Origin of the sequence: Chryseobacterium sp. HMWF035 (genome assembly GCF_003094695.1) — a bacterium.
GTDB lineage: Bacteria > Bacteroidota > Bacteroidia > Flavobacteriales > Weeksellaceae > Chryseobacterium > Chryseobacterium gambrini.
Window position 1 is genome coordinate 36,230 of record NZ_QEHP01000055.1, and the last position, 26,392, is coordinate 62,621.

Below are 26,392 nucleotides of genomic sequence, written 5' to 3' on the forward strand. Positions count from 1 at the left end.
GATGAATCATAGAGTTTTAGAATTATTAAAGACCCCGAAAAACATTCAGTCAGAGGATCTCCATCTTCTGAAAGAAGAGATTAATTCTTTTCCCTATATTCAGAATATCAGAGCGTTGTATTTGTATGGGGTGCATCTGTATGATAAAGACAATTATCAGAAAGTACTTTCTACAACAGCCGCTTATACCACAGATAAAAAAATCCTTTATCAGCTGATTAACGGTAAAATTCAGCAGAAACCAAAACCTGAAACAAAACAGGAAACGGTAAGGGAAAAAAATATTCCTTCAGAAAATCCGCTTAAGATTCTGTATCAGGCAAAAGCGGGAGGTTTTCCGCTTAAAAGAGAGGAAAATCCTATCATTGAACCTCAACCGGAAATTGTTGAAGAACCGGTATCGGAAATCGTTAAACCCGAAGAAGAACCCCGTATTCTTCCGCCTCCGAGAGAAGAAATTAAGCATTTGTATGTAAACGGAGAACGAAACAGAATTCTGTTTGAAGGAGAAGAAAATTTCCTTGAAGATGATACTTTTGAAACAATTGATCTTGAATCTACACTGGAATCCGGTTCTATCGTAACCCAGAAAGCTGAGAAAAAAGAAGAGACCGCTTCAGAAGAAAAATTTAACGAAAATCCTCTTCCGATTGCAGCAGAATACGAAGAATCCATTCCTGAAACTACAGTTGAAGAAGAAAATGTAAATTCTGAAGCTGAACAAGAGGAAACTTCAGATAACTCAGAGTCGGAATCTTCTAAAGAGGAAACTGTATCCGAGATTCAGATTCAGGAAGAAGAAAATAAATCAACAGAAGAGCAGTCTGATCATATTTCAGATAAAGCTGAAAACGAAGATTTAAAACCGGCGGAAGAAATTTCAGAATTTACCCCAGAAACCATTGTTGAAGAGGGATATCTAAATGCTGAAACTGAAAAAGGAGAAGTTGAAGACCTGTCAGAATTAAGCTTCCATGAAACAGAAGCTTTTCTTCCGGAAATGCAGGTCTCTGCAAATGAATCTGTTGAAGAACCAAAAAATGAAAGCAGCCAGTCTGAAAATTCAGAAATAATTTCTTCAGAAGAGTCCGCAGAATTTACGCCTGAAACGATTATTGATGAAGATGAAATTTCATCAGAGAAAGAAGAAAAGGCTGTTCAGAATGATGCTGAACTAAGTTTCCACGGAACAGAATCTTTCCTTCCGGAAGTGAAAATTCAGGCAAATACAGAAGATAAAATTGCAGAAGTACCTCAGCTTAACCTCAATAAACATGAAGATGAAATGCGCCGTCTGATTGAGGAAGTGGAGAAAAAGATGAAAGAAAAAGCGGCTGCGGAAGAACATAAAGAAGAAGAGCCTGAAAATATCGGACACGACATCAGTTTTGCCGAAACCCAAAGTTTTGAAGTAAAACCTGTTGAAACGGAAGCTCAGGAAGAAATTAAAACGGAAAATGCAGTAGCAGAAAGTAATTCTGAACAGACAGAGGAACCAAAAGCCGAAGTCAGTAAAGAAAAAGAAGAAATTCCGGGAAAAGAAGAAGAAACGGAAGTTCAGTCTGCGTGGAAACCAATGTCTTTTGATTCCAATCTTCCGGATTCTCTGATCAGTAAATCTCCCGAAGTTTCTCAGCCTAAAACTGAAGAGCTTAAAGCAGATGAAGCAGCAGAAATTCATCAATCAGAGATTGCTGAGAAGGAGCAAACAGCAGAAGCCGAAACTGAGTCGGATTCCGACGAAGAAAGCATAGTGTCTGAAATTTCAGAAGAAAAAACTGAACAAAATACCGATGAAGATGTTTCTGAGAATTCAGAAGGAAATAAAGAGGAAGTTCCGGTAATGAACGTTTCATTTTTCGGATCGGGATGGACGATTCCTCAACCAGAAAAAGAAAAAATGACAGAAGAACCCAAACAGGAAAGCAAAGAAGAAAAAACAGTTGAAATTCCTGTGGAAAAACCTGCAAAAACAACCAAACCGAATGTCTTCGACAGCAATGTTCCGGGATTCATCAATACATGGCAGAGCTGGCTGAAAATCGACAGAACAGAAGAAAAACCTAAAGAGGAGAAACCCGATCTGAAAACAAAAGTGATTGAGACTTTTATCGAAAACAATCCGAGAATCAGTCAGTTAAAAGAAGAAAGTACCTTTGTCGTGAAAGAAAAAGGAGACGATATCTCGCATTTGATGACAGAAACACTGGCAAATCTTTATTTTGAACAGAAATTATACACCAAAGCCATAAAAGCATTTGAAATTCTGATCAAGAAAACCCCTGAAAAGAAAAAATATTACGAAGGTAAAATTCAGGAAATTAAAGATTTCAGAACCAAAGGATAAGCTAAAAACGAAACAATGAGCTTATTGTCTATTAACGCTTTTCATATCCTTTTTGGTGCGGTTGCGGTCATCATCTTATACATTGCGGCAATTGCTGTTCTGTTGAGAACAAAATCTGGAATTCTGCCTTATATGGCGTTAATCCTTTTTCCCGTAATAGGTCCTTTAGGAATTCTTCTTGGAAATTATAACAGGAAAATAAAATAAATAAAAGAGCGGAAAAATTTTCCGCTCTTTTGCTTTTATGTCTGTTGAGGAAGTTCTTTATTTTTCCTGAATTTCCGCCATAATCTTCGTCCGAACACGATAACACCTATAACGATTATAATAGCGCAGATTCCTGCAATAATTGGAGCGACCATCGCTAAAAAAGCCATGATTCCCGCTCCGGCTGTTTCTGCGGTTCCGACGACGGAATTTCCCAAACCTCCCGTAGTTGCAGTCGACGCAGCACGAAGCCCCGCAAATCCAGAACTGATGGTGGCTGCTGTTCCGCCTCCCGCAATTAAAGCTAAAGCCCACTGTGGAAAAGTTCCCAGATCTGCAAACTGACTTGCAAACAGAACAGAACCTGCAATCGTCGCCATCGGAACAGAAATTGTGTCCAGCAAATGGTCTATAAAAGGAATGTAATAGGCTAAAATTTCTACAATGGTCGCAATTCCGGTTGTGATTAAAGTGGGAAGTCCGGAAAGCCATTCAAAATTTTCGCTCATGGGAATCCAGTGCATATAAGAAGCAAGACTTACGGCAAACATCGGAAGAAATACTCTGAATCCGCTTGCTGCAGCCAGTCCGATACCAATAAACGCACTCAGAAGATAGGGTAAATAAGGAACGTTGTCTAACATATTAATTTTCAGATTGATTGTTTTCCCGAAGGTACAAAAAAATAAATTCTGAGAAATTTTCTGATAAAAATACTGTAAATGAAATTCAACTTAAAAAATAAACGGAAAAATAAGCGATAGAAAAGATTAAGACTTCTTCTGAGCCTGACAAAGCTTAATAAACTGTGCCTCTACATCCTGAAATTTTTCGGGCATTTCCGGAGATGCCCAAAACATCATCGCCATTGTTTTATCGCCGAAAGCTTCTTTAAAAAGATCTTTATTCAGACGGTAACATTCTCTTAAAAGTCTTTTGATACGGTTTCTGTGAACCGCTTTTTTAAAATATTTTTTGGAAACCGAAACCGCAAATTTCGTGCTTTCTACAGGTGTTGTCGGTTTGTTTTTAAGAATAATGATTCTCAGATTCCCATTCGTTCTCCATTTACCTTTTTCGAAAAGTAAAGAGATCTCGGTATTTTTCTTGAGTTTTTCGGCTCTGGGATATCTGAAGTTTGTCATTTACGGACTGTAAAGATAGGATTTGTATGATGTTTTTCCCACAGATTTTAAAAATTCAGGCAAAAATATCCGAAACTTTCGTAAAATCTGCGGGAAAAAATTAATTTTTCTTGGTTAAATAATTGATGACTTCCGCTGCGGCATACAGTCCGAAAATTGCAGGAATAAAGCTGATGGTTCCATAAAAAGACCGTTTATAATTCGTTCCGTCCGTCATTTTTAAACTGTCGTCTTTTTGCAGCTCATCAGAAAAAACACATTTAAATCCTTTGTTTATTTTTTCTTTTCGAAGCCTTTTTCTTACCTGTTTTGCGAGATAGCAGTTCTGGGTTTTGCTGATGTCTTTCACCATCACTTTGCTCGGATCTGTTTTTCCTCCGGCTCCCATGGAACTTACAAGTTTTATTTTTCTCTTTTTTGCTGCTTTTATCAGGCAAAGCTTAGGCGTTACACTGTCGATACAGTCCAGAACATAATCAAACTTTCCGTTGTCAAGAATTTCTTCCATTCTTTCAGGATTCAGGAATTCGTTGATTTTGATGAGGTTAAGTTTCGGATTAATATCCAACAACCTTTCGGCAACTACTTCTACTTTGTGTTTTCCTACTGTGGAATGCAAAGCGGGTAACTGTCTGTTAATGTTTGTAATATCTACCGTATCGCCGTCCACAATCGTCATGTTTCCGACTCCGGCTCTTGCAAGAAATTCTGCAGCAAAAGAACCGACACCACCTAAACCGACAACAAGAACTGTTGCTTTATTCAACTTTTCCAAACCTTCCTCCTTTACGAGAAGCTCCGTTCTTTCCAACCAGTATTTATCCATTTTTTATTGTCTCTAAATTTTCTGCAATCTGTTTGTTTAAATTTTCCAGCGAAATTCCCTTTATTTCAGATACTTTCTCATACAATTCTTCGAGGCTGAAATCGTCATTGTCGGTTTCCAGAAAGATTTTATCTAAAGGAGTAATTTTCAAAGTATTTTGCAAAGATAAATTATACAAAACCGCTTTTCCAAAACTCAGGTAAAAATTATTTTTCAGAAGATCTTCCGCAATCCTTTCCTTTTTATTAAAACCATGAATAATCATGGGTTGTTCTGCATATTTTTTAAAAGAAATCACTTCATAAAATTTTCTTACACAATGAATGATCATCGGCTTTTTTACTTCATTCGCAAATTGTATCTGTCTTAAAAAAACGTCTTCCTGAATCTTCTGATCAGTCTCCACGAAAGAATCCAGACCGCATTCTCCAATCGCCAAACAGTTTTCAGATACCCTATTTTTCATCCATTCAAACTGCCTGTCAACAGCATTCACATCAATATCTTTCGGATGTATGCCTATTGAGTACGGAATATCGGTCGGAATCTGTTCAATATCCAGATTGTAAATTCCGTTTGGCATATTTTTCTTATGATGATGAAAATCAAAAAAATCCATTCATCAAAAGTACTATTAATTTAGATTTAACGTAAATTTCTTAAACGAACGTTTATAAATCTGTTAAAAATTTCTTAACTTTACTCAAAGTGCACTTCATGAAGAAAAAATTTACAGAAAAGCAAATACATATTTTAGATATCGCGGAAGAGCTTATTGCAAAAAAAGGATATGAGGGAACCTCCGTAAGAGATATTTGTTCCAAGGCAAATATCAACGTGGCAATGATCTCCTATTATTTTGGCTCGAAGGAAAAGATGATGTCGTATCTTTATCAGTACAGGGTTTTAAAAACAAGAGAGACTTTTTCAGAATTTGCAGATACCATTAAAGACGGAAAACCGGAGATGCAGCTGAAAGAAATTATTAAATATATTGTCTCCCAGTTATTTAAATATAATTATTTCCATGGGTTTGTTACGCAGGAGCTTCGCCACACAGAAAATTTAAAAGATGAACTGCTCGATTTTTATCAGCTCTTCGTTAAAAAATTAGATGAAGTCATTAAAAAAGGAGTTGCTTCAGGCGTTTTTACCTTCACTCCCAAACCGGAAGATATTTTAACCACAATTATCGGTTCCACTTTATTTGTGATCCGCAACAGGAATTTTTATGAACTGTATGTTCCTAACAAAAGCGAGGAAACCTATGCTAAAGAAGCCGAGAAAAAAGTGAGAATGAATCTTTTAATGACGGTTTTTGCCATTTTGGGATACGCTGCAGACTAAAATTACGTTAAATAATCATAAAAAAAAATCTATTGGCAAAAAAGTTATATTTTTGCAAATTAGTAAATCGGCTGTGTAATCCGAAAACTGTTGAACTTTTTATATGAAAAAATATATTTTAGGTATTTTTACTGTAGCAGTAGTAGCTTCTTGCGTAAGTAAGCAGGAAAGAGCAATGAAAAGTGCGGATAAAAATCTTATCTTAAAAACTGCCAATGAAAACTTTGCTAAAAAGAAGTGGAAAAACGCTTTGGCACTTTACGACAGGCTTCCGAACCTTGTTGCAGGAACAGATGATGCTCCCAATGTGGTTTTTAATTCTGCGTATGCAAATTATTACGACAAAAACTACAGATTAGCGGGAAATCAGTTTAAAAATTTCGCAATCAGCTTTCCTCAGGATAAAAGAAGAGAAGAAGCGGCATATATGTCTGCTTTGTGTTATTATGAGGGATCAATGGATTACAATCTGGATCAGTCTACAACACAGACGGCAATTAATGAGCTTCAGGACTTCCTGAACAATTATCCGAATTCAGAAAGATCTAAAAACATCAATACCCTTATTGACGAATTGTCTTACAAGCTTGAATTCAAAGCGTACGAAAATGCAAGACAGTACTACAAAATGGCAGAATACAAAGCAGCCAACGTAGCATTTGAAAACGTTCTGGAAGATTTTCCGAGTACCAAACTTCGTCCGCAGATTTACGATTATATTGTAAAATCCCGTTACGAACTGGCAACAAAATCGGTGTATGATCTTAAAGATGAGCGTATAGAAAGCGCATTGTCTTTCACAAGACAGATCGAAAAAGAAATGCCAAACACGGAAGTTTCTAAAACAGCTTTGGAAATCAGAAGCAAGCTAGAAAAAGAAAAGAAAGATTTTGTCGTAGTTAAGAAAAATACGGAAGCAAGAATTGCAGCTTTAACGGAGAGACAGAAAAAGCTGGAAGCTCAGAATGCAGAAAAGGCAAAAACAATTCAGCAGGAGAAAGATCAGATCGATGCAGAAAAGAAAGCAATGCAGATCCAGAGGGATAGTGCAGCGATTAGCACACCTCCGCCGGCGGCGACTTTCAAAATTAAAAGATAATTCGTAAATTTGCGAACTTAAATAAAATTAATATTCTCAAAATGAGTGTAAAAGATACAAAAGCAGAAGTAAATACCATTACTTACGATAAGGATAAGATTGAAGACAAAGTAGGCTCAATCTACGAAGCGATTGTTATCATGGGAAAAAGAGCAGAGCAGATCAACGCTGAAATTCGTACAGAACTTCACAATAAGCTAGACGAGTTTGCTGTTCATAATTCTACATTGGAAGAAGTTTTCGAAAACAGAGAACAGATCGAGATCTCTAAACATTACGAAAAACTTCCAAAGCCGACTTCTATTGCAATCGAAGAATGGCTGAACGAAGATGTGTACTTCAGAAAAACTGAAGAGAGAAAATAAAAATCAGTGTATTTTTTATATATGAAGGTCATAAAGAAATCTTTTTCTTTATGACCTTTGTTGTTTGGACGGCTTTGTGAGAAAAAATAAGTAATTTAGTATTATTAAAAATTAAAATTGAATGAGTCTTTCCGGTAAAAAAATTCTTATCGCGATTTCCGGAGGAATTGCAGCCTATAAAATTCATTTTCTGATCAGAGATTTTGTGAAAAAGGGAGCCAAAGTTCAGGTGATTATGACTCCTGATGCAGAACATTTCGTGACGAAGCTCAGTATTTCCACTTTATCCAAAAATCCGGTGTACTCAGATTTTTACAGCGATAACGGCACATGGAACAGCCATGTTGAAATGGCTTTGTGGGCAGATGTAATGGTTGTTGCGCCCTGTACAGCAGGTACATTGTCTAAAATGGTTCATGGATTATGCGATAATCTTCTGATTGCAACCTATATGTCTGCAAAATGTCCTGTTTTTATTGCGCCTGCAATGGATCTGGATATGTATGCGCATCCGTCTACAACCAGAAATCTGGAATTGGCAGAAGGTTTCGGACACCATATTATTCCGGCGGAAAGCGGCGAACTGGCAAGCGGATTAATCGGACAGGGAAGAATGGCGGAACCGGAAACCATTGCAAAATCAATTGAAGATTTTTTTGATTCTGAAACTGAAAAAACATTAGCTGGAAAAACCGTTTTAATTACAGCCGGACCAACGTATGAAGCCATTGATCCTGTGAGATTCATCGGGAATCATTCCTCTGGCAAAATGGGCTTTTCTCTGGCGGAACAAGCTGCTAAAAGAGGCGCAAAAGTAATTTTAATTTCCGGACCGAGTGCTCAGAAAATCAATAACGAAAATGTTGAACTGCATAAGGTAACCTCAGCAAAAGAGATGTTATCCAAAGTTCTGGAGTTTTACGATACAACAGACATCGGAATTGCAAGTGCAGCCGTTGCAGATTACGCTCCGAAAGAGATTGCCAAAGAAAAAATTAAAAAGAATGACGAAAATTTAACGATTGAACTGGTTAAAAATCCGGACATTCTTAAAACAATGGGCGAAAAGAAAACCCATCAGTTTTTAGTCGGTTTTGCATTGGAAACTCAGAACGAAGAGGAAAATGCCAAAGGAAAGCTGGAAAAGAAAAATCTGGATATGATTGTTCTTAATTCGCTTCGTGATGAAGGTGCCGGTTTTAAAAATGATACCAATAAAATAAAAATATTTACCAAAACGGGAAAAACAGAATTTGATCTGAAATCTAAAGAAGAGGTAGCGAAAGACATTTTGGATTTCGTTGAGGAGGAACTTTTAAAATAAATTAATCTTACCTTATTATGATGAATTCTTAGGGCTGCCTTTTGGGAAAATATTCTCAATAGCTCAAAAAGAGCATCACAACCCGTTTTTCATTATTCTGTCTGCGGTTTTAGGTGAAATTTTATGGATAAATTTCAGCAGTTTGGTTTTGCCAATGTAGCTTTCCCATTTGTCTGACTTGAAATTCCGCATAAATTCGTCAACAAGCTTTTCAGGAGTAATTTTTGATTTTCCTCGTCCTTCTGTCATAGGTGTGTCAATTAAAGCAGGAATAATTTCAAAAACTTTGATCCCTGTTTCTTCTAATTGATAGCGCAGTGTTTTAGTAAAACTATGCATTGCCGATTTTGTGGCACAATAAACAGAAGCTGATTTTTTTGGGGAGATAAAAAGTCCGCTGCTTACATTGATGACTGCGCTATTTTTGTTTTTCAGAAGTAAGGGCAATAAAAATCCGGTCAACTTTACAGGAGCTGTAAAATTGGTTGAAATTTCATATTCTATTTTATCAGCAAGTTCTTTTTCTTCAATAAAACTGTAGTTGAACTGAACGGCTGCATTATTGATCAGAATATTTAAATCAGAATGGTGTTTTTCGATAAACAAAACCAACTCTGCTAAAGAATTTTCATTGGTTAAATCTCCCTCAAAAACGATAATTTCCGGAAATTCAGCTTTAATCTTTTCCAATTTGGCAAGATTTCTTCCTGTAATGATCACGGTATTGTTCATTAATAAGAAATGTTTTGCTAAAGCGAGCCCAATTCCTGATGAACCACCTGTGATTAAAATGGTATTTCCGGTTGCCGTCATTTTTTTTCTTGTTTAAATTGTTCATTAAAATCCTCAAAAAGATTCTCTTGTCCTACAATGATGTCTTTAATTTCAAAATAGGGAACGCCATAAATTTTGGTGTCTCTCAGCAATTCAATTAACAGTTTGTAATCATTTAAATCTGTTGTGGTTACAATCATGAAATCTGAAACGGATGCGTGAAAGTACTCACTGTCAAAAAGCTTTACGTTGACTGTTTTGCTGACACGGATAAAAATCGGGGTAAGTTCTTTTTCCACAAAACGGCTGCGTTCATCTCTTGTTAAAGACAGCCATTGCGGTGTTGCATTCATTAAAATCAGAATGGTATAAGGTTTTTGTACCGTGCTGTTCTGTCTGGTCTGCGCATTGCCGAAAAAAGAGATCGCGGTTAAAAGCACAAATAATAATTTCTTCATTTTGCCTTGTTTTAAATTACAGGACAAAATTCTGAAAGCGGTAAGACAATTCCATTTACATAGGTAAAGAAATTTACTTTTCTGAAATTTTTTTTCTGATTCTGCTGAGCTGCGTTGGAGTTACTCCCAAATAGGAAGCGATGTGGTATTGAGGGATGAACTGCTCTAAGTGAGGATATTCCTTTTGGAAGATCTCATATCTTTTGTCCGCATCCAAAAGAACAATCTCTATTTCTCTTTGTTCCTTTTGTACAAAATACAATTCTGCTAAAATTCGTCCTGCTCTTTCTATTTCAGGATACAAGTCATAAAGCTTTTCGATATCCGAATAATTGGCTACCTGCAGACTACAATCTGTGAGAGCCTGTTGATTGATCTGATTGGGCGTTTTCGTGATCAGAGAAGAATATCCGCCAATGAAGCAGGGGCTTACAAAGAAATGTTTGTTGTATTCAACGCCTTTACTGTTTCTGTAAAATGCTCTCAGAATACCGCTTTCCAAAAAACCAATTTCTTTTGCAGTTTGTCCTTCAGAAATAAAAAATGCTCCTTTCTTTAAAGTTCTGGGGGAAAATATTTCAGACAGTTTTTCCCAGCTATCAGACGATATTGCAGTCAGGCTGTTAAAAAAATCTTTTAAATCATTCATTTTGTTTTCTTTAAAACAGATATAAAAATAAACCCCTTGAACAGAATGAAATGCAAAAACTATTTCACTTCAGATGATTGTCTTTTCAGGGATTATATTTTTTATCAGAAAAATGTTTAAATTTTATGGTTTCATTCTGAGAGTACATTTTTAATGCAGTCGAATGATTTTAGATAAATATAGATACAATTCCCGATATTTTGTCGTATACTAAGAATAATTTTAATAAATTTCCGTTCTCAATTTTTAGTAGATAATGAAAAAATTTTTAAGCATATTTTTACTTCTGTTTTTATTCAGTCAGAGTTTTTCTCAGGAGTTACTGGCAACCGTACAGGTAAATTCCCAGCAATTGGGTGGAAGTAACCAGTCTGCCTACAAAGCTCTGGAGAAAAGTTTGAGAGATTTCATCAACAATACAAGCTGGACAGGAAAAAGACTTCAGAATTTTGAAAAAATAAAATCTAACTTCGCGATTGTGATCAGCGAAAGAGACGGAAACCGTTTCAGAGGAAGTATTGTGGTACAGGCAGTTCGTCCGGTTTTCAACACCACGTATGAATCTCCTTTGCTTAACCTTCAGGATACAAGATTTTCTTTTGATTATGTGGAAAATGAAAACCTTATCTTCAACGAAAGACAGTTTTCCGGAAAAAATTTGATTGATGTCATCAGTTTTTACGTTTATGTCATTTTGGGAATGGATGCAGACAGTTTTCAGTCGATGGCAGGAACTCAATGGTATCAGAAAGCACAGCAGATTGCACAGAACGGAGAATCTCAGAATACCTATGATGGCTGGAAGCAGATCAATGAACCGAGAAGCCGTTCTATCCTCATCAAAGAAATCATGAGCCCGAACTGGAGCCAGCTTCGTGCAACCATTTATTCTTATCACAGAGCGGGACTGGATAATCTGTTCAATCAGGACCAGAGTCAGGGCAAAAAAGTAATTTTTGATGCCTTAATGCAGCTGAAACAATACGAAAACTCATTCCAACAGGCATATTTCTTCAATCTTTTTATGGATTCCAAGGCAGATGAGATTTTCAACATCTTCAATTCCGGAAATAACGGAGGAATTGTTCTGGGCGATCTTAAGAATGAAATGATCATCCTTTCGCCAAAAAATACCGAAGCAAGATGGAATAAATGGAAACAGTAATTCACTTGAATTCTGAAATCTAAAGTTCTATATTTGCAATAGCCAAATAATCGCTATTATCAATGCTTTCGAGAATTTACATTAAAAACTTTGCCCTTATTGATACCCTTGAAGTATCATTACACAACGGTTTACAGGTGATTACCGGAGAAACCGGTGCGGGAAAATCTATCATTTTAGGTGCGCTCCGATTGATTCTGGGTGAAAGAGCAGATGTAAAATCGATCTCAAAAGCAGAAGAAAAAAGCATCGTAGAAACGGAATTTTCCCTGAATAATCAGTTCAAAAAATTCTTTATCGAAAATGATCTGGATTACGAACATCAGACCATTATCCGAAGAGAAATTTTACCTTCCGGAAAATCGAGAGCGTTTATTAATGATGTCCCTGTAACACTGGATATTTTAAAAGAACTGTCTTCTCAGTTGATCGATATTCACTCCCAGTTTGAAACGTCGAATCTTTTTACGGCAGAATATCAGTTTAAAATCATTGATGGACTTTCTGAAAATAAACAGATCATTCATGAGTATCAGAATGAATTTTCAGATTTTCAAAGTCTTAAAACACAGCTTAAAAAATTGCAGACGCAGCTTTCGGATTCCAATAAAGAAAGTGACTATAAAGCGTTTCTTCTGAACGAACTTCAGGAACTTCATCTGGATAATGTGGATTATGAAGAACTTCAGAATCAGCTTTCCATTCAGGAAAATGCGGAAATGATCTCCGATAATCTGGCTCAGGTTTTATCAAGATTTCATCAGGAAGAAGTAGGAATTTTGTCATTTTTTAATGAAGCAAAAAATAAACTTGCCAAAATTGCTGAAGTTTCACAGAGTTTTGCGGAACTTGATGAAAGGCTTGAAATGTCTTTTGTGGAATTAAAAGACATTATCTCCGAGCTGGAAGATGAAGCGGAAAGCATAGAAGTAAATCCGGAAAATTTAGCGTTACTGGTTGAATTAAATAACAGAATCAATAATCTTTTTGTAAAACATAATGTTTCCGATCTTACAGAACTCAAAGAAATCAGAGATCAGTTAGCCGGAGAACAGCAGGGCGCGTCCGAACTGGAGGCTCAGATTGAGGAGGTAGAAGAAAACATTTCCAAAAAGGAAAAAACACTTCAGTCTTTGGCTGAAAAGCTTTCGAAAAACAGAAAAAAAAGCATCCCTGTTTTCATCAAAAAAGCAGAATCTTTGCTCAAAAAACTAGGTCTTGAAAAAGCAAGAGTTGATATTGAACTGCACGATTCTTCGGACTTCAATCCATTCGGAAAAGAAAATATCCAGCTTTTGTTTCAGGCAAACTCAGGATTTCCGTTAAAGCCGATTCAAACGGCAATTTCCGGAGGTGAAAGATCAAGGGTAATGTTGGCGGTAAAAAAGATCATTGCAGAAAGCGATGAACTTCCGACATTAATTTTAGATGAAATTGATACCGGAGTTTCCGGAAAAGTAGCCGAAGAGATCGGAAATCTGATGCGTGAAATGTCTGCCGATATGCAACTAATCGTCATTTCTCACTTAGCACAGGTTGCCGCAAAAGGAAACAATAATTATAAAGTACTGAAACAGGACATCGCCGGAAAAACCCAGTCTACCATTGTCCCTTTAAGTGACGAAGAAAAGCTTAATGAGATTGCGCAGTTGCTTTCAGGAAGTAAGATTACCGAAGCGGCTTTGGCGCAGGCGAAAGAGTTGATAGGATAAGTTTTAACGAAATAAATGATATAGGACTTCTGGATTTCAGAGGTCTTTTTTATTTGAGTATCTATTTAACATAAAAACAAAGCTGTTTTTCATTTCAAAAAAATGATTACTTTTGATTTCTAATTTTAACGAAACAAGCGTAAGCTATCATTTGGCTACAGAAAACTGCGAATCTTCTATAATGCCCAGATTGATAGACTTACGCCCGTGTACCTATAACTGGCACGGGCTAAGTCTTTCTGGCATTAGGTTCTTCGCAGTACCTCTGTAGCAGATTGATTTTTGCTCCGTGCCTTTTGCATGATTCTATCTCCCGATCAAATTTTGTCTAAGGCTTTTTATTAAAATTAATACGACAGCTTTTGTCGTACTGCAAATTTATTTTTGCACATGAAAATGTTTAATTAAAAAAAATCTGAAAGCGATGAAACTACTGAATAGGTCGGGATAAAATAAACCGCAAGACAAGAAATTAAAAATATGGGGTTTTCCCTATGTTGAAATATCAAAAAAAATTATAATTTAACACTCGAAAAAATTAATAACAAATGAAAAAAAGTTATTTCATAATGCTTATGGCATTAGCATTCTTATTACAGGGATGCCGAACAGAAAACATGAATGATGAATCTGCTTCAACTGGCGCAATTAATAAATTTCAATTATCTTCCAAAAGAATTTCTTTAGCCGAAAGCAAACATAAACTACAGCTTATCCCTGAAATTTCAAAAGCAACAACGTTTTTAAAATCTAAAGTTTCAGGAAAAACAATCAATAATATATCCATTGATACCGATCATGTAACCTATATAGAAAACGGACCCAATTATCATACCTACACTTTCAATATTATTAAAGAAAATACAGAAGAAAATGCTCCTGTAGAAAATCTTGTTCTCACACCTCTTCCCGACGGAACCTACAAAGGATTAATTTTCCGCTACAATTTCACCAAACAGGAGAAGCAGAATATCCTAAACGGAATACCAGTAGATACAAAAGGAAAAACTACCATTTATGAAGCTGAAGGCAGTTTTAATGCTTCGAAAGTTACGGAATGTAATTATGTGGAAGAAACAATCTGGCAGGATTGCAGTGAGCATATCCATAACCAGAGTAATTTTGGTGACTGGATTAATTGTACTGCCGAAATAAAACCACAGGTTTACACCATTGGCTATTGGTCTTGCTCATCGGGAGGCGGAGGAAATGAAAGCGGTTCCGGAAATACAGGATCTGAAGATGGTACAGGGGGAGGAAATGCAGGTAACGACAATTGCATAACGGAGGTATTTCAAAATCCGCTTGATCCTGTTGCTGTGTATAATCCTTGTCCTATTGGTGTACCAACGGCACCTACTCTCTCAGGAAGTTTCTCTCTCTATGTAAACAGCCTACCTGCGAATTTAAAGAATTTATTGAATAATTATGCGAATTCAGATTTTTATGATGGTTTGAGCAGTTATTTTTATGCAAATAATGGAAGCAGTGAAGCAAAAGCGTTTATTAGCTGGGCTGCGCAATTTAAATTAGACAATCCTACAACGACTTGGGAGCAGTTTCAAAGTTGGTTTATTGATGATGTTATTGATATTGGTTTACAAAGCGAAATGCTTGAAGATTGGGCAGATCCTACAAGAGTAAAACCAACAATTAAATTTAAGAAGCATATTAAAATAAATTCGATCTACAATAAAATAAAAACAGCAGCCAACTTCAAGCAATATTTGCAGAATTTTGAACCGACTTTTTCGGTGGCACATTTGATGTTTGATATAGGTGCAGTTGAAAATCCAGCAGCTTTAGCACAAACTAAAACGCCTGTAAATTATTGGATAAAAATTACTTTTAATAAAGATTGGGATTTTGCAAATACACCTAAAATATTAATTGCAGGCTCTTTTATGCACGAAATTATTCATGCTGAAATGTATCGAAAATTGTTATCTTTATCATCCTCGAATGGAAATATAGATCAAGCTTTGTTGGGAACAATGCTCAATCAGCACAATTATCCTGGATTGTTTGATTATTATATTAAAAATGTAAAAGGGAATGATTCAGCTCAACATCAAATGATGGGTGCACATTACATAAATATTATTAAAAATGCTTTAAAACAAGTTTATGGAAATCAATATACTGATGTAGAGTATTTATCAATTGCTTGGCAAGGTTTGAAAAATACTACAGCTTGGTCTCTTTTACCACAGGCAGAACGAGATTTATATGAACAAACATATCAAAATAATTACAATTTATGGGAAAAATAACTTATGTCGTAATTTTTGTTTTATTTTTTTCAATAATAAAATCACAAAATGTTGTTGTTAAGATTGAGAAAAAAGATTCAATTAAATTGATTCCTCAAAATTCGAAAGAATATTACTTAAGATTATACAATTTAGATAATATAAAATATAATCATAACAAAACAAAAATAATACAAATTGATAATAAAATATATTGTAAAGATTGTAAACGAGAATATATTGTATATTCAGTTAAAAGAATAAATCAAAAGTTAACAAAACCCAAAATAATTACTTTAGATCAATTAAGAAAACAGAAATTAAATGATTTCTTTAATGGTTATTTTATGATAAATAAGATTTATTATAAGGCTTATGGAACTATTGAAAATTAAGCTTAAAAAAGAATTATTTTTTTAATTATTAATTTAGAAGTCATCTTGACTTTTGCAAAAATTATATTTTTTATTTGAAATAAAAAAAGGGATTAGGAAATTAGAGTTGCTAAACCAAAAAAATATCCCATCCCTTGTACCAAGTACTGAGCAAAGATACAATAGAATCAGAAATTGTTCCTTATATCCCTTTGGGAAAAAGAGGTTTTAAATCAAAAGTTCCTATCAGTGAGATTATTAACTGTATTTTATATAAACTTAAGACGGGTATTCAGTGGTATCTTTTACCTGTATTACAATTGTTCAGTCAAGAAGTTCTTCACTACAAAACAGTTTTTGGCTACTATCGCCAATGGTGTAAAGCTGGGATATGGAAAGACTGCTGGAGCGGTATTTTAGAAAAGAACAAATCTAAAATTGATTTGTCCAGTGGAGATGTAGACGGCAGTCACACAACGGCTTTAAGGGGCGGTGAAGCGGTTGGTTATCAGGGCAGGAAAAAACGCAAAACAACCAATGCCCTCTATTTAACAGACAGAAGCGGATTGCCTTTAGCCATGTCGATGCCGGTTTGCGGGAATCACAACGACCTGTTTAATATTGAAGAACATTTTGAGGAGCTCACGGATTTTTTACGTAGGTCAGGTATTTCATTAGATGGACTTTTTTTGAATTTTGATGCGGGATTTGATGCTGAGAATTTGCGCTCAAAAGCTTCTCAATTGGGAATAATTGCTAATATTGCCCACAATAAAAGAAATTCCGGTACGGATAATGACCATTACTTTGATGAAGAACTTTATAAGAAACGCTATACCATAGAAAGAACCAATGCCTGGCTTGACAGCTTCAGGTCTATACTTAATAGATTTGATACAACAATAACAAGCTGGATCGGATTCAATTATTTAGCTTTTATTGTTATTGCTTGTAAAAAATTCATAAAAAGAAAGTCAAGATGACTTCTTATTCAACTTGTATTGGTTATGGGAAATATAAAATTAATTATTCTACTTTTTTTGTCTTGTTTTTTTTATGGACAAAATACGACTAAGGTTATTGAAATTACCCAAAAAGACTCTGTTGTTTTAAACAAAGATTCTAAAAACAAATTCTTTCTCAAAATTTTTTACAAAAAAAATATTGCTTTTAATAAAAAAAACAAGTTGAAGCCCAAAGTATATGCAGGAGGATATAGCTTTTGTGAAAAATGTAAAAAGGAAAATGATATTTATATTCTTGAAAAGCAGGCTAAAATCCCGCAAAAGAGCGTAAAATATAATCTGAATAATTTTCTTAAAAATAATAAAAATATCGAGTATTTTGATTTTGAAAATTTTTGGAATAATTACTTCAAAATAGAGAATACTTATTATAAGCTTGTAAATAGAGGTCCTATAGATTAATAAAAAAAGGATTTAAATGTAATACTTATGGAAACTACAATTTCATCACCAAGCTCTACTGCTATTATTATTCAAACTTTAACTTTTATTTTATACATTGCTATATTAATGGGAGGAATATATCTTATTAGATCAATCAAATCTATAAAGAGAAGATTGGATAAGTTGGAAAATGAAAAATAAAAACTCAAGCCGCAGAAATTTTCTGCGGTTTTGTTTTTCTATCCATATAAATTCAATTTCTGTAACAATTCTATCTTTATATAAACTAATGTAATAAAAGATAGCTATGTTTTTAAAATTCCTCAGGTTAGAAATCAAAAGCTTTTTTCGGGGCAGTTCTTTAGGAATCAATCTGGCAATGAAGATTCTTCGTTTTATCGGGATTCTTTATTTTATGGCTTGTCTTGTAGGAGGAGCTTTTGGCGCATTTTTTTATATTCAGGAAGAAATGCATCAGAATCCCATAAAAGTGGTTTCAAAATTCATGATTGCGGCTTGGGCAGTTGATCTCATTGCCAAATACATATGGCAGGAATTGCCGACACAGAATATCAAGCCGTTTCTTACGCTCAATATTCCCAAAAAGACATTGGTGAATTATATGCTGGGAAAAACATTTCTGTCAGCTTTCAGTTGGTTCAATTCCCTTTTCCTGATTACTTTTTCCATCATTGCATTATTCAACGGATATGATGTTTTGGGCGTTGTTGGATGGCTCATCGGTATTTCGCTGCTATTTTACATGAATAATTTTATCAACATTCTTTTTAACGATAAAGAAACCATTGCCATTGTTGTCGGATGTGTTTTTGCAGCAGTTTCAGGATTGGCGTATTACAATATTGTTCCGGTTCTGGATTATTCTGAGCAGTTCTTTTATAATTTTTTTGAAAGACCTTATTTTGTGGTGATTTCAATCGTGTTGTTTTTCGGGTTGTGGAAAATCTGCTATAACCATATCCGGAAAATATTTTATCTGGATGAAGGTCTGGAAGCTAAAAAAGAAATCGGAAGAACCGAGAATATTACCTTTCTCAACAAATACGGAGCGATCGGAACGTTCATCAACAATGATATTAAAATGCTGAAACGCAATAAGGTAACGAAAGGAATTTTGTGGGGAAGCATTATGTTTCTTTTCTACGGATTGCTGATGTTTTCGTCACCGATTTACAAAACACCTGCGATGATGATGTTCATGGGATTATTTGTAACCGGAGGATTTCAGTTTATGTTCGGACAAAGGGTTCCTGCTTTCGACAGCTCTTATTATCCTTTGATGATGACGCTGAATGTTCCTTACAAAGAATACCTGAAAGCAAAATGGTGGCTGATGAATATTGTCACCGCTTTTTCCATGATTCTGGCGGTTTGCTATGCCTATTTCGGCTGGGAAATGTATCTTACCTTCTTCGCTGCCGGAATTTACAATATCGGGGTAAATTCCCAGTTTACACTTTGGTCGGGCGCTTTTAACAAAACACAGATGGATCTTAATGCCAAAGAAAAAAGATTCGGACAGAAAAACAGCTTTAACGTAAAAGCACTCTTGCTGCTTATTCCGAAAATGTTTCTTCCGATGCTTGTTTTCGCATTGATGCAGAAGTTTTTCAGTATTACAGCGGGAGTTATCAGTATCGGAGTTCTGGGAGTAATCGGATTTTTCATCAGGGAAAAGATCTTCGATATTATCGTAAAACATTACAAGGTAGAAAAATACAGCACATTAGAAGCATTCAAAAACAAAGATTAATATGATCACCATTAATAATTTAACAAAAACATACGGTAAAGCAACCGTTTTAAATATAGAACATCTGGAAATTCCGAAAGGAGAAACGTTCGGTCTGGTAGGAAACAACGGAGCCGGAAAAACCACTCTTTTCAGCTTAATGCTCGATCTTATTCAGGCTTCTACAGGATTTGTAAGCATCGACGGGATAAAAGTAAATGAATCTGAAGCATGGAAAAACAAAGTTTCCGCTTTTGTAGACGATTCTTTCCTCATCGGTTATCTTACACCGGAAGAATATTTCTATTTCATCGGGGAACTGAGAGGGCAGAATAAAGCCTCCGTTGATGCCTTTTTAAAACAGTTTCATGATCTTTTCAGCGGTGAAATTTTAAATTCGGGAAAATACGTCCGTGATCTTTCCAAAGGAAACCAGAAAAAAGTAGGAATTGTGGGCGCCATCATCGGAAATCCCGAAATTATTATTCTGGATGAACCTTTTGCCAATCTGGATCCTTCCACACAGATTAAGCTTAAAAATTTAATTAAAGAACTGTCTAAACATGATGGGGTGACTTTCCTTATTTCCAGCCACGATCTTTCGCATACCACAGAAGTATGCAACAGAATTGTAGTGGTAAACAAAGGACAATTGGTAAAAGATATTCAGACCAATCCTGAAACCCTGAAAGATCTGGAGCAATATTTTGCCGATCAGATTTCAAGTCCGGTAGAAGAGGATTCTGTATTATAGATATTACCAATACATCAAATTTGAAAATCGTTGATCTGTAATTGTGGTACATCAGCTAATTTTGTCAGGTTAAAATTTAATCTATGGAATTAATTGAAAAACTGAACTGGAGATATGCTGCCAAAGCAATGAACGGTCAGAAAGTACCACAGGAAAAAGTGGATAGAATAGTAGAAGCAGCAAGACTGGCTCCTACATCAAGCGGTCTACAGCCTTTTGAAATTATTGTGATTACCAATCAGGAAGTTAAAGAACAGATCAAGCCTCACGCATGGAATCAGCCGCAGATTACAGATTGTTCGCATCTATTGGTTTTTGCAGCATGGGATACTTACACAGAAGAAAGAATCAATGCAATGTTTGATCTTACCAATGAAGTAAGAGGATTTAAAAATGAAGGTTGGGAAAATTACAGACAAATGCTGTTGAGTACCTATCCGCAAAGATCTGCTGAAGAAAACTTCACTCATGCTGCAAAACAGGCTTATATCGGATTCGGAGCTGCGATTATTGCAGCGGCTTTTGAAGAGGTAGATTCTACCCCAATGGAAGGATTTATTCCTGAAGAAGTTGATAAGATTTTAAACCTGCAGGAAAAAGGCTTAAAAAGCGTTCTTTTATTGCCGATCGGCTACAGAGATGCTTCCAACGACTGGTTGGTAAATCTTACGAAAATAAGAAAACCCAAAGAAGAATTCATTACAGAAATCAAGTAATTATTGATTGTTTTACTCATAGAAACACCCTTTCAATTGCTGAAAGGGTGTTTTATTTATTTTTCGCTAAATTTTAAATAAATCTTACATACGGTTTGTCATTCCGTAGGAATCTAAGCTGCGTTTTGTATAAAATATATTAATATATTGTTGAGATTCCTACGGAATGACAAAAACATCAGATTCCATGGCAAGATTAAAACTCAGCATTCGGTTTCCAATCCACCACTGCTCTGATGAAAGCTTCTGCATTTTCCACAGGAATATTCGGTAAAATGCCGTGTCCTAAATTAGCAATGTAACGGTCTTTTCCGAAACGGTTGATCATTTCCGTAACCATTTTTTTAATTGTTTCAGGAGTTGAATGTAGTCTTGCAGGATCAAAATTTCCCTGAAGCGTCATTGTATGATTGGTTAAAGTTCTTGCAAACTCAGGCTTAATCGTCCAGTCAACACCCAAAGCAGAAACCGGCGACTGCGCCATATCTTCCAGAGCAAACCAGCATCCTTTTCCAAAAACCACAACGTGCGTTAAAGGGCTTAAAGCTTCAACGATCTGGTTGATGTATTTCCATGAAAATTCCTGATAATCTGCCGGAGAAAGCATTCCGCCCCATGAATCGAAAACCTGAACCGCAGAAACCCCTTTTTCAACCTTTCTTTTAAGATAAGCGATCGTTGTATCGGTAATCTTTTGAAGTAATAAATGCGCCGCTTCCGGTTGTGTAAAGCAGAAAGATTTAGCAATATCAAAAGCTTTGCTTCCTTTTCCTTCCACACAGTAGCAGAGTATCGTCCAGGGAGAACCTGCAAAACCAATCAACGGAATTTCATTATCCAATTTCTGTAAAGTCAGTTCAATGGCATCAAAAACATAACCTAACGTATCATTCACATCCGGAACCACCACATTCTGCACATCTTCCATCGTTCTGATGGGATTATCCAGCCATGGACCTACAGATTCCTTCATTTTGAAATCAATTCCCATTGCCTGCGGAACAACAAGGATATCAGAGAATAAAATCGCTGCATCCAAAGGAAATCTTCTGATCGGCTGTACGGTAATTTCGGAAGCTAGTTCCGGTGTCTGACATCTTGTGAAGAAGTCGTATTTGTCGCGTAATGCAATAAATTCCGGCAAATATCTTCCAGCCTGTCTCATCATCCAAACCGGCGGTCTTTCTACGGTTTCTCCGCGAAGTGCTTTTAAGTATAGGTCGTTTTTAATCATAATATACTAGACTTTATTGCCAAGAATGACAATTAAAATATCAATTTTTATTTAAAATCTCTTTTCGGATCAGCTTCAGAACAGACAGTAATGTGCTTCCTTCTGAAACCAAAACAGGCTTTGAAGTATGCTTTCTGAGTTCATTGGCAGTAGTTTCTCCAATGGAAACCAAAATCATATCCCCAAAAGAATTTCGATTTGCAAAACTACGAACTCCGCTCGGACTAAAAAACACTGCGGCATGATATTTTTCATTTATCAACGGATTGATTTCTTCCGTATTGTAGACCGTTATTTTTCTGTAGCTGATGTTTTGAAGGGGAAGATTTTTGTCAAGCACGCCTAATGCGATATTTCCACAGAAATGAAGAAATTTTTCCTGCTGACAGTGCATAATAATAAACCGTGAAAGTTCTTCCGCGTTTTTCAGGACTTTAAACGTTCCGAATCCGTTTTTTCTCAGCTCTTTTTTAGTCTTTTCACCGACGCAGTAGATTTTATTGTAGTTTTTCGCTGTAAAATCTTCGTTGGGCTTAAATCCGTTTTTAAAAAATGAACTTACTCCTTTTGCGCTGGTAAAAATCAATGAATAATCTTTGAGATCAAAAGACTCAATTGTTAGAGAACTTGTTTTAATTACCTCAACACAATCAAACGAAATGCTGTCTCCCAATTCTTTGGTTACAATCGCCGGATCTAGGTTTTTGGTAAATAAAATATTCATTACGGTTGGTCTTTTAAATGTAAATCGGCAGTCTGAAGCCTTACTTTGTTCATAAAATCCTTTCCCGGATCTTCTTTTCCTGTGAAATAATTCGGATCAGATTCTTTCCAGAGTTTTGAATTTCTGAAGATTCCGTATTCCGAATGTCCGATGAGGTATTCTATTTTATATTTTTGGGTTAAATACCGTATCAGTTGTGCGTTCGCAGAAACCTGTTTGTCCGTAAGCGGTTCTTTTTTGCTTCCGATATTTTCAATTCCGATAGCGCAGTAATTCAAACCAATCGTATGTCTTGCAAACTGATTCGGTTCCATCAACTGATAAACCGTTCCGTCTCTGTCAATGATGAATTGTGAAGAAACATTCAGCGTGCTTTGCTTTTTCAGGGTATTTCTTGCGTTTTCAAGATGCGTTTTGTTGAAATATTTAAAATTGCTTTCCACATTTCCGCCTGCCGTGTAGTGAAGAACAATCATTTTCGGAACAATCGTCGGTGTTTTCTGAACCAAACCGTGATGCTCTTTCAGATATTCCAAACTTAAACGAACTCTTTCTTCAGAATAATTGATAGGCTTATTGATGATTTTCAGTTCATTTTTTTGAGCTGATGCAAAACCCATCAACATAAAAACCAATAAGCATATTACATTTCTCGTCATTATTTCTGATATTGATAATGTCCTGTAATGGTAAACTTAAACAAACAGTCTTCCAAAACCTGTCCGCCTCCGATATTGTGTACAATTAAATACCTTTTCCCGTCCGCCGATTTTCTGTTCACTACAATTCCGATGTGCGTTAAATTTCCCGGAAGATCCCAGGTTACAATATCTCCGGGAACATATAATTCCGGTTTGGGTTCAATGGATTTTGATTTTCCAAATTTGGCAAAGAACACTCTCAGGTTGGGAACTCTGCGGTGGTCGATATTCGTGTCGGGCTTTTTCAGTCCCCATTTTTTAGGATATTTTGAAAAATTTTTCGCCATATCTTCATGCACTTCTTTCTGAAGATCAATCCCCAGTTTTCGGTAAGCTCTTATCACAACATCGGTACAAACGCCTTTGTCCGCAGGAACGTCTCCGTTCGGATATTTGATGTTAAAATAAGCAGGATCGTAAGTTACTCTGTCTTTTGTTAAGCTTAAAGCTGCATCAGACAGTTTTTGGGCAAACTGATTCTGTGCTTTTCCAAAAAACACGCAAAGAACTACAATAAATATTGAGAAATATTTCTTCATAGAAGTCCGGAACCTTAAAAGTTAAAATGTAAAAAGTGAATTTTAGATCTGGCTTTTAATTTCCGCCATCAATTCTTTTCCGCCGTTTTCAAGAACAGTTTTTGCAAATTTTTCCCCGAAATTTTCTTCATTATTATATATGAAGCTTTCATCGGTTGCGATGCTGTTTTTACCATCCAGAGAACAAAGTGCTGCCTTGAAACGGATCTGGTCTTCAAAAAGTTCTGCAAATGCTCCGATAGGTGCAGTACAGCCTCCTTCAAGCGTGCTCAGGAAATTTCTTTCCATTTCCACACAGATCTGCGTATTTTTATGATTGGTAAACTGTCTGATGATTTCATTGATCTCAGTTTTGTCTGAATGTCCTGCGACAGCAATCACTCCTTGCGAAGGAGCCGGAATTAAAAACGGAATCATTTCATAATCAATGTCCATTTTCATTCTCTTAATTCCTGCCAGAGACAGAATGGTCGCATCAAAATCTCCTTCTTCCAGCTTCTGAAGCCTTGTCTGAATATTTCCACGAATGTCCGAAAATTCAGCATTGGGGAAGTTTTTCAGCCAGAATGCTCTTCTTCTTAAACTGCTGGTTGCCAGTTTAAGCTCATGAAGTTCTTTATTTCTTGCCGATTCCTTTCGAACCAAAACATCCTGCGGAAAATCTCTTTCCAGATAAGAAACGATCTCAAGGTTTTCGGGAAGTTTTGTAGGAACATCCTTTAAAGAATGTACGGCAATATCAATTTCATCATTTAATAAGGCAACATCAAGATCTCTGGTGAAAACTCCTGTAATTCCTAATGAATACAGGGGTTGTGTAAGGTTTTTATCGCCTGAAGAGACAATAGGAACGATTTCCGTTAAATAATTGTTGTTCTGAAGATGCCTCGCAACTTCTCTAGCCTGCCAAAGTGCCAGTGCAGAATTTCTGGTTCCGATTCTAATGCTTTTCATTGAATTCGTTGTTTGGTTGTTCAACTAATATTTCGTGCATTAATTTACTAATTTCTTCGGCTTTTAAAGGATTATCGATGATATATTTTGCAAAACGGTTGGTGATTTTCTGGATCATTTTATCAGAAAGTTCCATATCCGTGATGTTTATGTATTTATTTTTTTTGTAAAAATTATGCATTTCATTGCGTTCCATATTCTTAAGAACCGCTTTGAAATGATGAATATTGGGCGCCAGTTTTCTCTTTTTTTCCCACTCAAGAAAGTCTTTCGTCATTTCCTTGATGATTTTTTCGGCTTTCGGGATCTCTTTTTCTCTCTGCTGAATGGTCTCCTGAATCTGTTTGGAAAGTTCATCCACGTCGATCAGCGTTACATTTTCATTCTCCTTTACATTTTTATCCACGTTATTCGGGATGGATAAATCAATTACCAAAGTTTCTTTTCCATTCGGGAAATGAGATCTGTTCACGATGGGATGTCTTGCGCCGGTCGCAACAATAAGAATATCTGTATTGCCCAATTCTTTATCAAAATCGGCGTAATCAATATGCGGAATATTGTACTTCTCGGAAATCTTAGCTGCCGTTTCCTGAGTTCTGTTGGCGATTTTTATTTTGGGCTGGTAAACGTGTTTTACGAGATTTTCAACTGTATTCTGCCCGATTTCTCCTACACCAAGCAGAAGAATATTTTTTTCGGTAATTCTTTTCTGGCTGTTTAAAATATAATGAACCGCCGCATAAGAAACAGAGGCTGCTCCGTTGGAAATTCCGGTTTCGTTTTTTATTCTTTTCGAAATCTGAATGGCGGAATTGATGGCTCTTTCCAGATAAGGATTAGAGTTCTGTCTTTCTTTTTTGAAACGGTTGTAGGCTTTTTTAATCTGTCCGATGATCTCAAAATCTCCGATAATCTGGCTTTCCAGTCCGGCTGCGACTCTGAAAAGGTGGATTAAAGCTTCTTCTTTCGTTAAAATATTGGCAAACTGAAGAAAATCCATCAGATTAACCCCGATTGTTTTGCAGTATTCTTCAGCAACAAGAAGATAGTTGGGAGAAGTGGTGTAAATTTCGGTTCTGTTACAAGTCGAAACGACAAATGAATCCCCTAAATCTTCATTATGGATCCGGGTAACGAAATTCTTAATGTTTTCATCAAAAAATGCAAATTTACCTCTTGTTTCTGCGTCAGCTTTTTCGAAACTAACGGAAAGCACAGCAAAATTAGACGTCTGATGTATGTTTGAATATTGTAACATAAGCGTGGCAAATTTACGTTTTTTTTAGCAAACCACTTTCTGAAAATGTATATGATAATTATCGTAAAAAACTATTTCGGAGATGGTAAAATAGGATGCCTTGTTGTTAATAAACGTTAAAATTATTTTTCAAAAAAGATAAATTTTCATCATTTGGATACTCCGTAAAGATATTTCACAAAAAAGAAGAAGTTAAGGACTGCCGTTTTACCTGCATTACGCCTGTGTTTATCTTAAATCCAGCTTAAAATAAATTCTGTAAATGCTTAGAGCAAAAGTTAATAGCCGATTACAAATTTTAAT

29 protein-coding genes are annotated in these 26,392 nt (G+C 35.8%); 16 read left to right on the forward strand and 13 right to left on the reverse strand.

The features are described 5' to 3' along the window. Position 1 precedes the first annotated feature (1 nt). Positions 2-2,347, forward strand: coding sequence for a hypothetical protein (locus tag DD829_RS08745; protein WP_108409754.1), 2,346 nt, complete (start codon positions 2-4; stop codon positions 2,345-2,347). Between the two features lie 15 nt (positions 2,348-2,362). Continuing rightward, positions 2,363-2,554, forward strand: coding sequence for a hypothetical protein (locus DD829_RS08750; protein WP_076391349.1), 192 nt, complete (start codon positions 2,363-2,365; stop codon positions 2,552-2,554). A gap of 35 nt (positions 2,555-2,589) precedes the next feature. On the opposite strand, the gene DD829_RS08755 is transcribed toward DD829_RS08750, so the two are convergent. The 4 genes from DD829_RS08755 to DD829_RS08770 all read right to left on the reverse strand — a co-directional run bounded on the left by DD829_RS08755 (position 2,590) and on the right by DD829_RS08770 (position 5,108). Beyond that, positions 2,590-3,198, reverse strand: a complete 609-nt coding sequence (locus tag DD829_RS08755; RefSeq protein WP_116547681.1) for a DUF4126 domain-containing protein — start codon at positions 3,196-3,198, stop codon at positions 2,590-2,592. A 126-nt stretch (positions 3,199-3,324) separates the two neighbouring features. Continuing rightward, entirely contained in the window at positions 3,325-3,699 is a 375-nt protein-coding gene (gene rnpA, locus DD829_RS08760) for a ribonuclease P protein component (RefSeq protein WP_076391353.1), read from the reverse strand. A gap of 100 nt (positions 3,700-3,799) precedes the next feature. Further along, positions 3,800-4,525 carry a ThiF family adenylyltransferase gene (locus DD829_RS08765; RefSeq protein ID WP_076391355.1) on the reverse strand — a complete coding sequence of 242 codons (726 nt, stop codon included), beginning with the start codon at positions 4,523-4,525 and terminating at the stop codon, positions 3,800-3,802. After that, entirely contained in the window at positions 4,518-5,108 is a 591-nt protein-coding gene (locus DD829_RS08770) for a TatD family hydrolase (RefSeq protein ID WP_228408154.1), read from the reverse strand. The genes DD829_RS08765 and DD829_RS08770 overlap by 8 nt, the downstream gene beginning before the upstream one ends. Before the next feature lie 134 nt (positions 5,109-5,242). Between DD829_RS08770 and DD829_RS08775 the strand changes: the two genes are divergently transcribed. The 4 genes from DD829_RS08775 to coaBC all read left to right on the forward strand — a co-directional run bounded on the left by DD829_RS08775 (position 5,243) and on the right by coaBC (position 8,660). Continuing rightward, positions 5,243-5,872 carry a TetR/AcrR family transcriptional regulator gene (locus tag DD829_RS08775; protein WP_076391359.1) on the forward strand — a complete coding sequence of 210 codons (630 nt, stop codon included), beginning with the start codon at positions 5,243-5,245 and terminating at the stop codon, positions 5,870-5,872. A 103-nt stretch (positions 5,873-5,975) separates the two neighbouring features. Continuing rightward, positions 5,976-6,971, forward strand: a complete 996-nt coding sequence (locus DD829_RS08780) for an outer membrane protein assembly factor BamD (RefSeq protein ID WP_076391361.1) — start codon at positions 5,976-5,978, stop codon at positions 6,969-6,971. A 41-nt stretch (positions 6,972-7,012) separates the two neighbouring features. Continuing rightward, positions 7,013-7,336, forward strand: a complete 324-nt coding sequence (locus DD829_RS08785; protein ID WP_034681463.1) for a DNA-directed RNA polymerase subunit omega — start codon at positions 7,013-7,015, stop codon at positions 7,334-7,336. Positions 7,337-7,457: 121 nt separating this feature from the next. Continuing rightward, a complete protein-coding gene (gene coaBC, locus DD829_RS08790) occupies positions 7,458-8,660 on the forward strand; it encodes a bifunctional phosphopantothenoylcysteine decarboxylase/phosphopantothenate--cysteine ligase CoaBC (RefSeq protein ID WP_108409112.1) in 1,203 nt (400 codons plus the stop codon). Positions 8,661-8,735: 75 nt separating this feature from the next. On the opposite strand, the gene DD829_RS08795 is transcribed toward coaBC, so the two are convergent. From DD829_RS08795 to DD829_RS08805, 3 genes are all read right to left on the reverse strand, one after another. After that, positions 8,736-9,473: an SDR family oxidoreductase gene (locus DD829_RS08795; protein ID WP_108409111.1), complete on the reverse strand. Its 738-nt coding sequence runs from the start codon at positions 9,471-9,473 to the stop codon at positions 8,736-8,738. Continuing rightward, positions 9,470-9,892 carry a darcynin family protein gene (locus tag DD829_RS08800; RefSeq protein ID WP_108409110.1) on the reverse strand — a complete coding sequence of 141 codons (423 nt, stop codon included), beginning with the start codon at positions 9,890-9,892 and terminating at the stop codon, positions 9,470-9,472. The genes DD829_RS08795 and DD829_RS08800 overlap by 4 nt, the downstream gene beginning before the upstream one ends. Positions 9,893-9,965: 73 nt before the next feature. Then, positions 9,966-10,541, reverse strand: coding sequence for a Crp/Fnr family transcriptional regulator (locus tag DD829_RS08805; protein WP_108409109.1), 576 nt, complete (start codon positions 10,539-10,541; stop codon positions 9,966-9,968). 256 nt (positions 10,542-10,797) lie between these two features. Between DD829_RS08805 and DD829_RS08810 the strand changes: the two genes are divergently transcribed. The 10 genes from DD829_RS08810 (at position 10,798) to DD829_RS08850 (ending at position 20,676) form a co-directional block, all read left to right on the forward strand. Next, complete coding sequence (locus tag DD829_RS08810; RefSeq protein ID WP_108409108.1) at positions 10,798-11,706, forward strand: DUF4835 family protein; 909 nt, start codon at positions 10,798-10,800, stop codon at positions 11,704-11,706. A gap of 62 nt (positions 11,707-11,768) precedes the next feature. Continuing rightward, a complete protein-coding gene (locus DD829_RS08815; RefSeq protein ID WP_108409107.1) occupies positions 11,769-13,418 on the forward strand; it encodes a DNA repair protein RecN in 1,650 nt (549 codons plus the stop codon). Between the two features lie 548 nt (positions 13,419-13,966). After that, positions 13,967-15,691 (forward strand): hypothetical protein, encoded by a 1,725-nt coding sequence (locus DD829_RS08820; protein ID WP_108409106.1) that lies wholly within the window; start codon positions 13,967-13,969, stop codon positions 15,689-15,691. Next, positions 15,679-16,065, forward strand: coding sequence for a hypothetical protein (locus DD829_RS08825; protein WP_108409105.1), 387 nt, complete (start codon positions 15,679-15,681; stop codon positions 16,063-16,065). Before DD829_RS08820 ends, DD829_RS08825 begins: the two co-directional genes overlap by 13 nt. A gap of 122 nt (positions 16,066-16,187) precedes the next feature. Continuing rightward, positions 16,188-17,027 carry an IS5 family transposase gene (locus DD829_RS08830; RefSeq protein WP_185140314.1) on the forward strand — a complete coding sequence of 280 codons (840 nt, stop codon included), beginning with the start codon at positions 16,188-16,190 and terminating at the stop codon, positions 17,025-17,027. A gap of 24 nt (positions 17,028-17,051) precedes the next feature. Next, positions 17,052-17,471, forward strand: a complete 420-nt coding sequence (locus DD829_RS08835) for a hypothetical protein (protein WP_116547682.1) — start codon at positions 17,052-17,054, stop codon at positions 17,469-17,471. Between the two features lie 27 nt (positions 17,472-17,498). Then, positions 17,499-17,654, forward strand: a complete 156-nt coding sequence (locus DD829_RS23515) for a hypothetical protein (protein ID WP_165796543.1) — start codon at positions 17,499-17,501, stop codon at positions 17,652-17,654. Positions 17,655-17,760: 106 nt separating this feature from the next. Beyond that, a complete protein-coding gene (locus DD829_RS08840; protein WP_108408914.1) occupies positions 17,761-19,227 on the forward strand; it encodes a DUF5687 family protein in 1,467 nt (488 codons plus the stop codon). Position 19,228: 1 nt separating this feature from the next. Further along, a complete protein-coding gene (locus DD829_RS08845; protein WP_108408913.1) occupies positions 19,229-19,960 on the forward strand; it encodes an ABC transporter ATP-binding protein in 732 nt (243 codons plus the stop codon). 83 nt (positions 19,961-20,043) lie between these two features. Then, a complete protein-coding gene (locus DD829_RS08850) occupies positions 20,044-20,676 on the forward strand; it encodes a nitroreductase family protein (protein ID WP_108408912.1) in 633 nt (210 codons plus the stop codon). 196 nt (positions 20,677-20,872) lie between these two features. Here the strand turns inward: DD829_RS08850 and hemE are convergent, their stop codons facing one another. Genes hemE through hemA form a run of 6 tightly spaced genes read right to left on the reverse strand, consistent with a single transcriptional unit; the run spans position 20,873 to position 26,089 of the window. After that, complete coding sequence (gene hemE / locus DD829_RS08855) at positions 20,873-21,910, reverse strand: uroporphyrinogen decarboxylase (protein ID WP_108408911.1); 1,038 nt, start codon at positions 21,908-21,910, stop codon at positions 20,873-20,875. 40 nt (positions 21,911-21,950) lie between these two features. After that, a complete protein-coding gene (locus DD829_RS08860) occupies positions 21,951-22,634 on the reverse strand; it encodes a uroporphyrinogen-III synthase (protein ID WP_108408910.1) in 684 nt (227 codons plus the stop codon). Continuing rightward, positions 22,634-23,293, reverse strand: a complete 660-nt coding sequence (locus DD829_RS08865; protein WP_108408909.1) for a peptidoglycan recognition family protein — start codon at positions 23,291-23,293, stop codon at positions 22,634-22,636. The genes DD829_RS08860 and DD829_RS08865 overlap by 1 nt, the downstream gene beginning before the upstream one ends. Then, a complete protein-coding gene (locus tag DD829_RS08870; RefSeq protein WP_108408908.1) occupies positions 23,293-23,874 on the reverse strand; it encodes a DUF1287 domain-containing protein in 582 nt (193 codons plus the stop codon). Before DD829_RS08870 ends, DD829_RS08865 begins: the two co-directional genes overlap by 1 nt. Positions 23,875-23,916: 42 nt before the next feature. Then, positions 23,917-24,828, reverse strand: a complete 912-nt coding sequence (hemC, locus tag DD829_RS08875) for a hydroxymethylbilane synthase (RefSeq protein WP_108408907.1) — start codon at positions 24,826-24,828, stop codon at positions 23,917-23,919. Continuing rightward, complete coding sequence (hemA, locus tag DD829_RS08880) at positions 24,815-26,089, reverse strand: glutamyl-tRNA reductase (RefSeq protein ID WP_076391389.1); 1,275 nt, start codon at positions 26,087-26,089, stop codon at positions 24,815-24,817. Before hemA ends, hemC begins: the two co-directional genes overlap by 14 nt. Between the last annotated feature and the right edge of the window lie 303 nt (positions 26,090-26,392).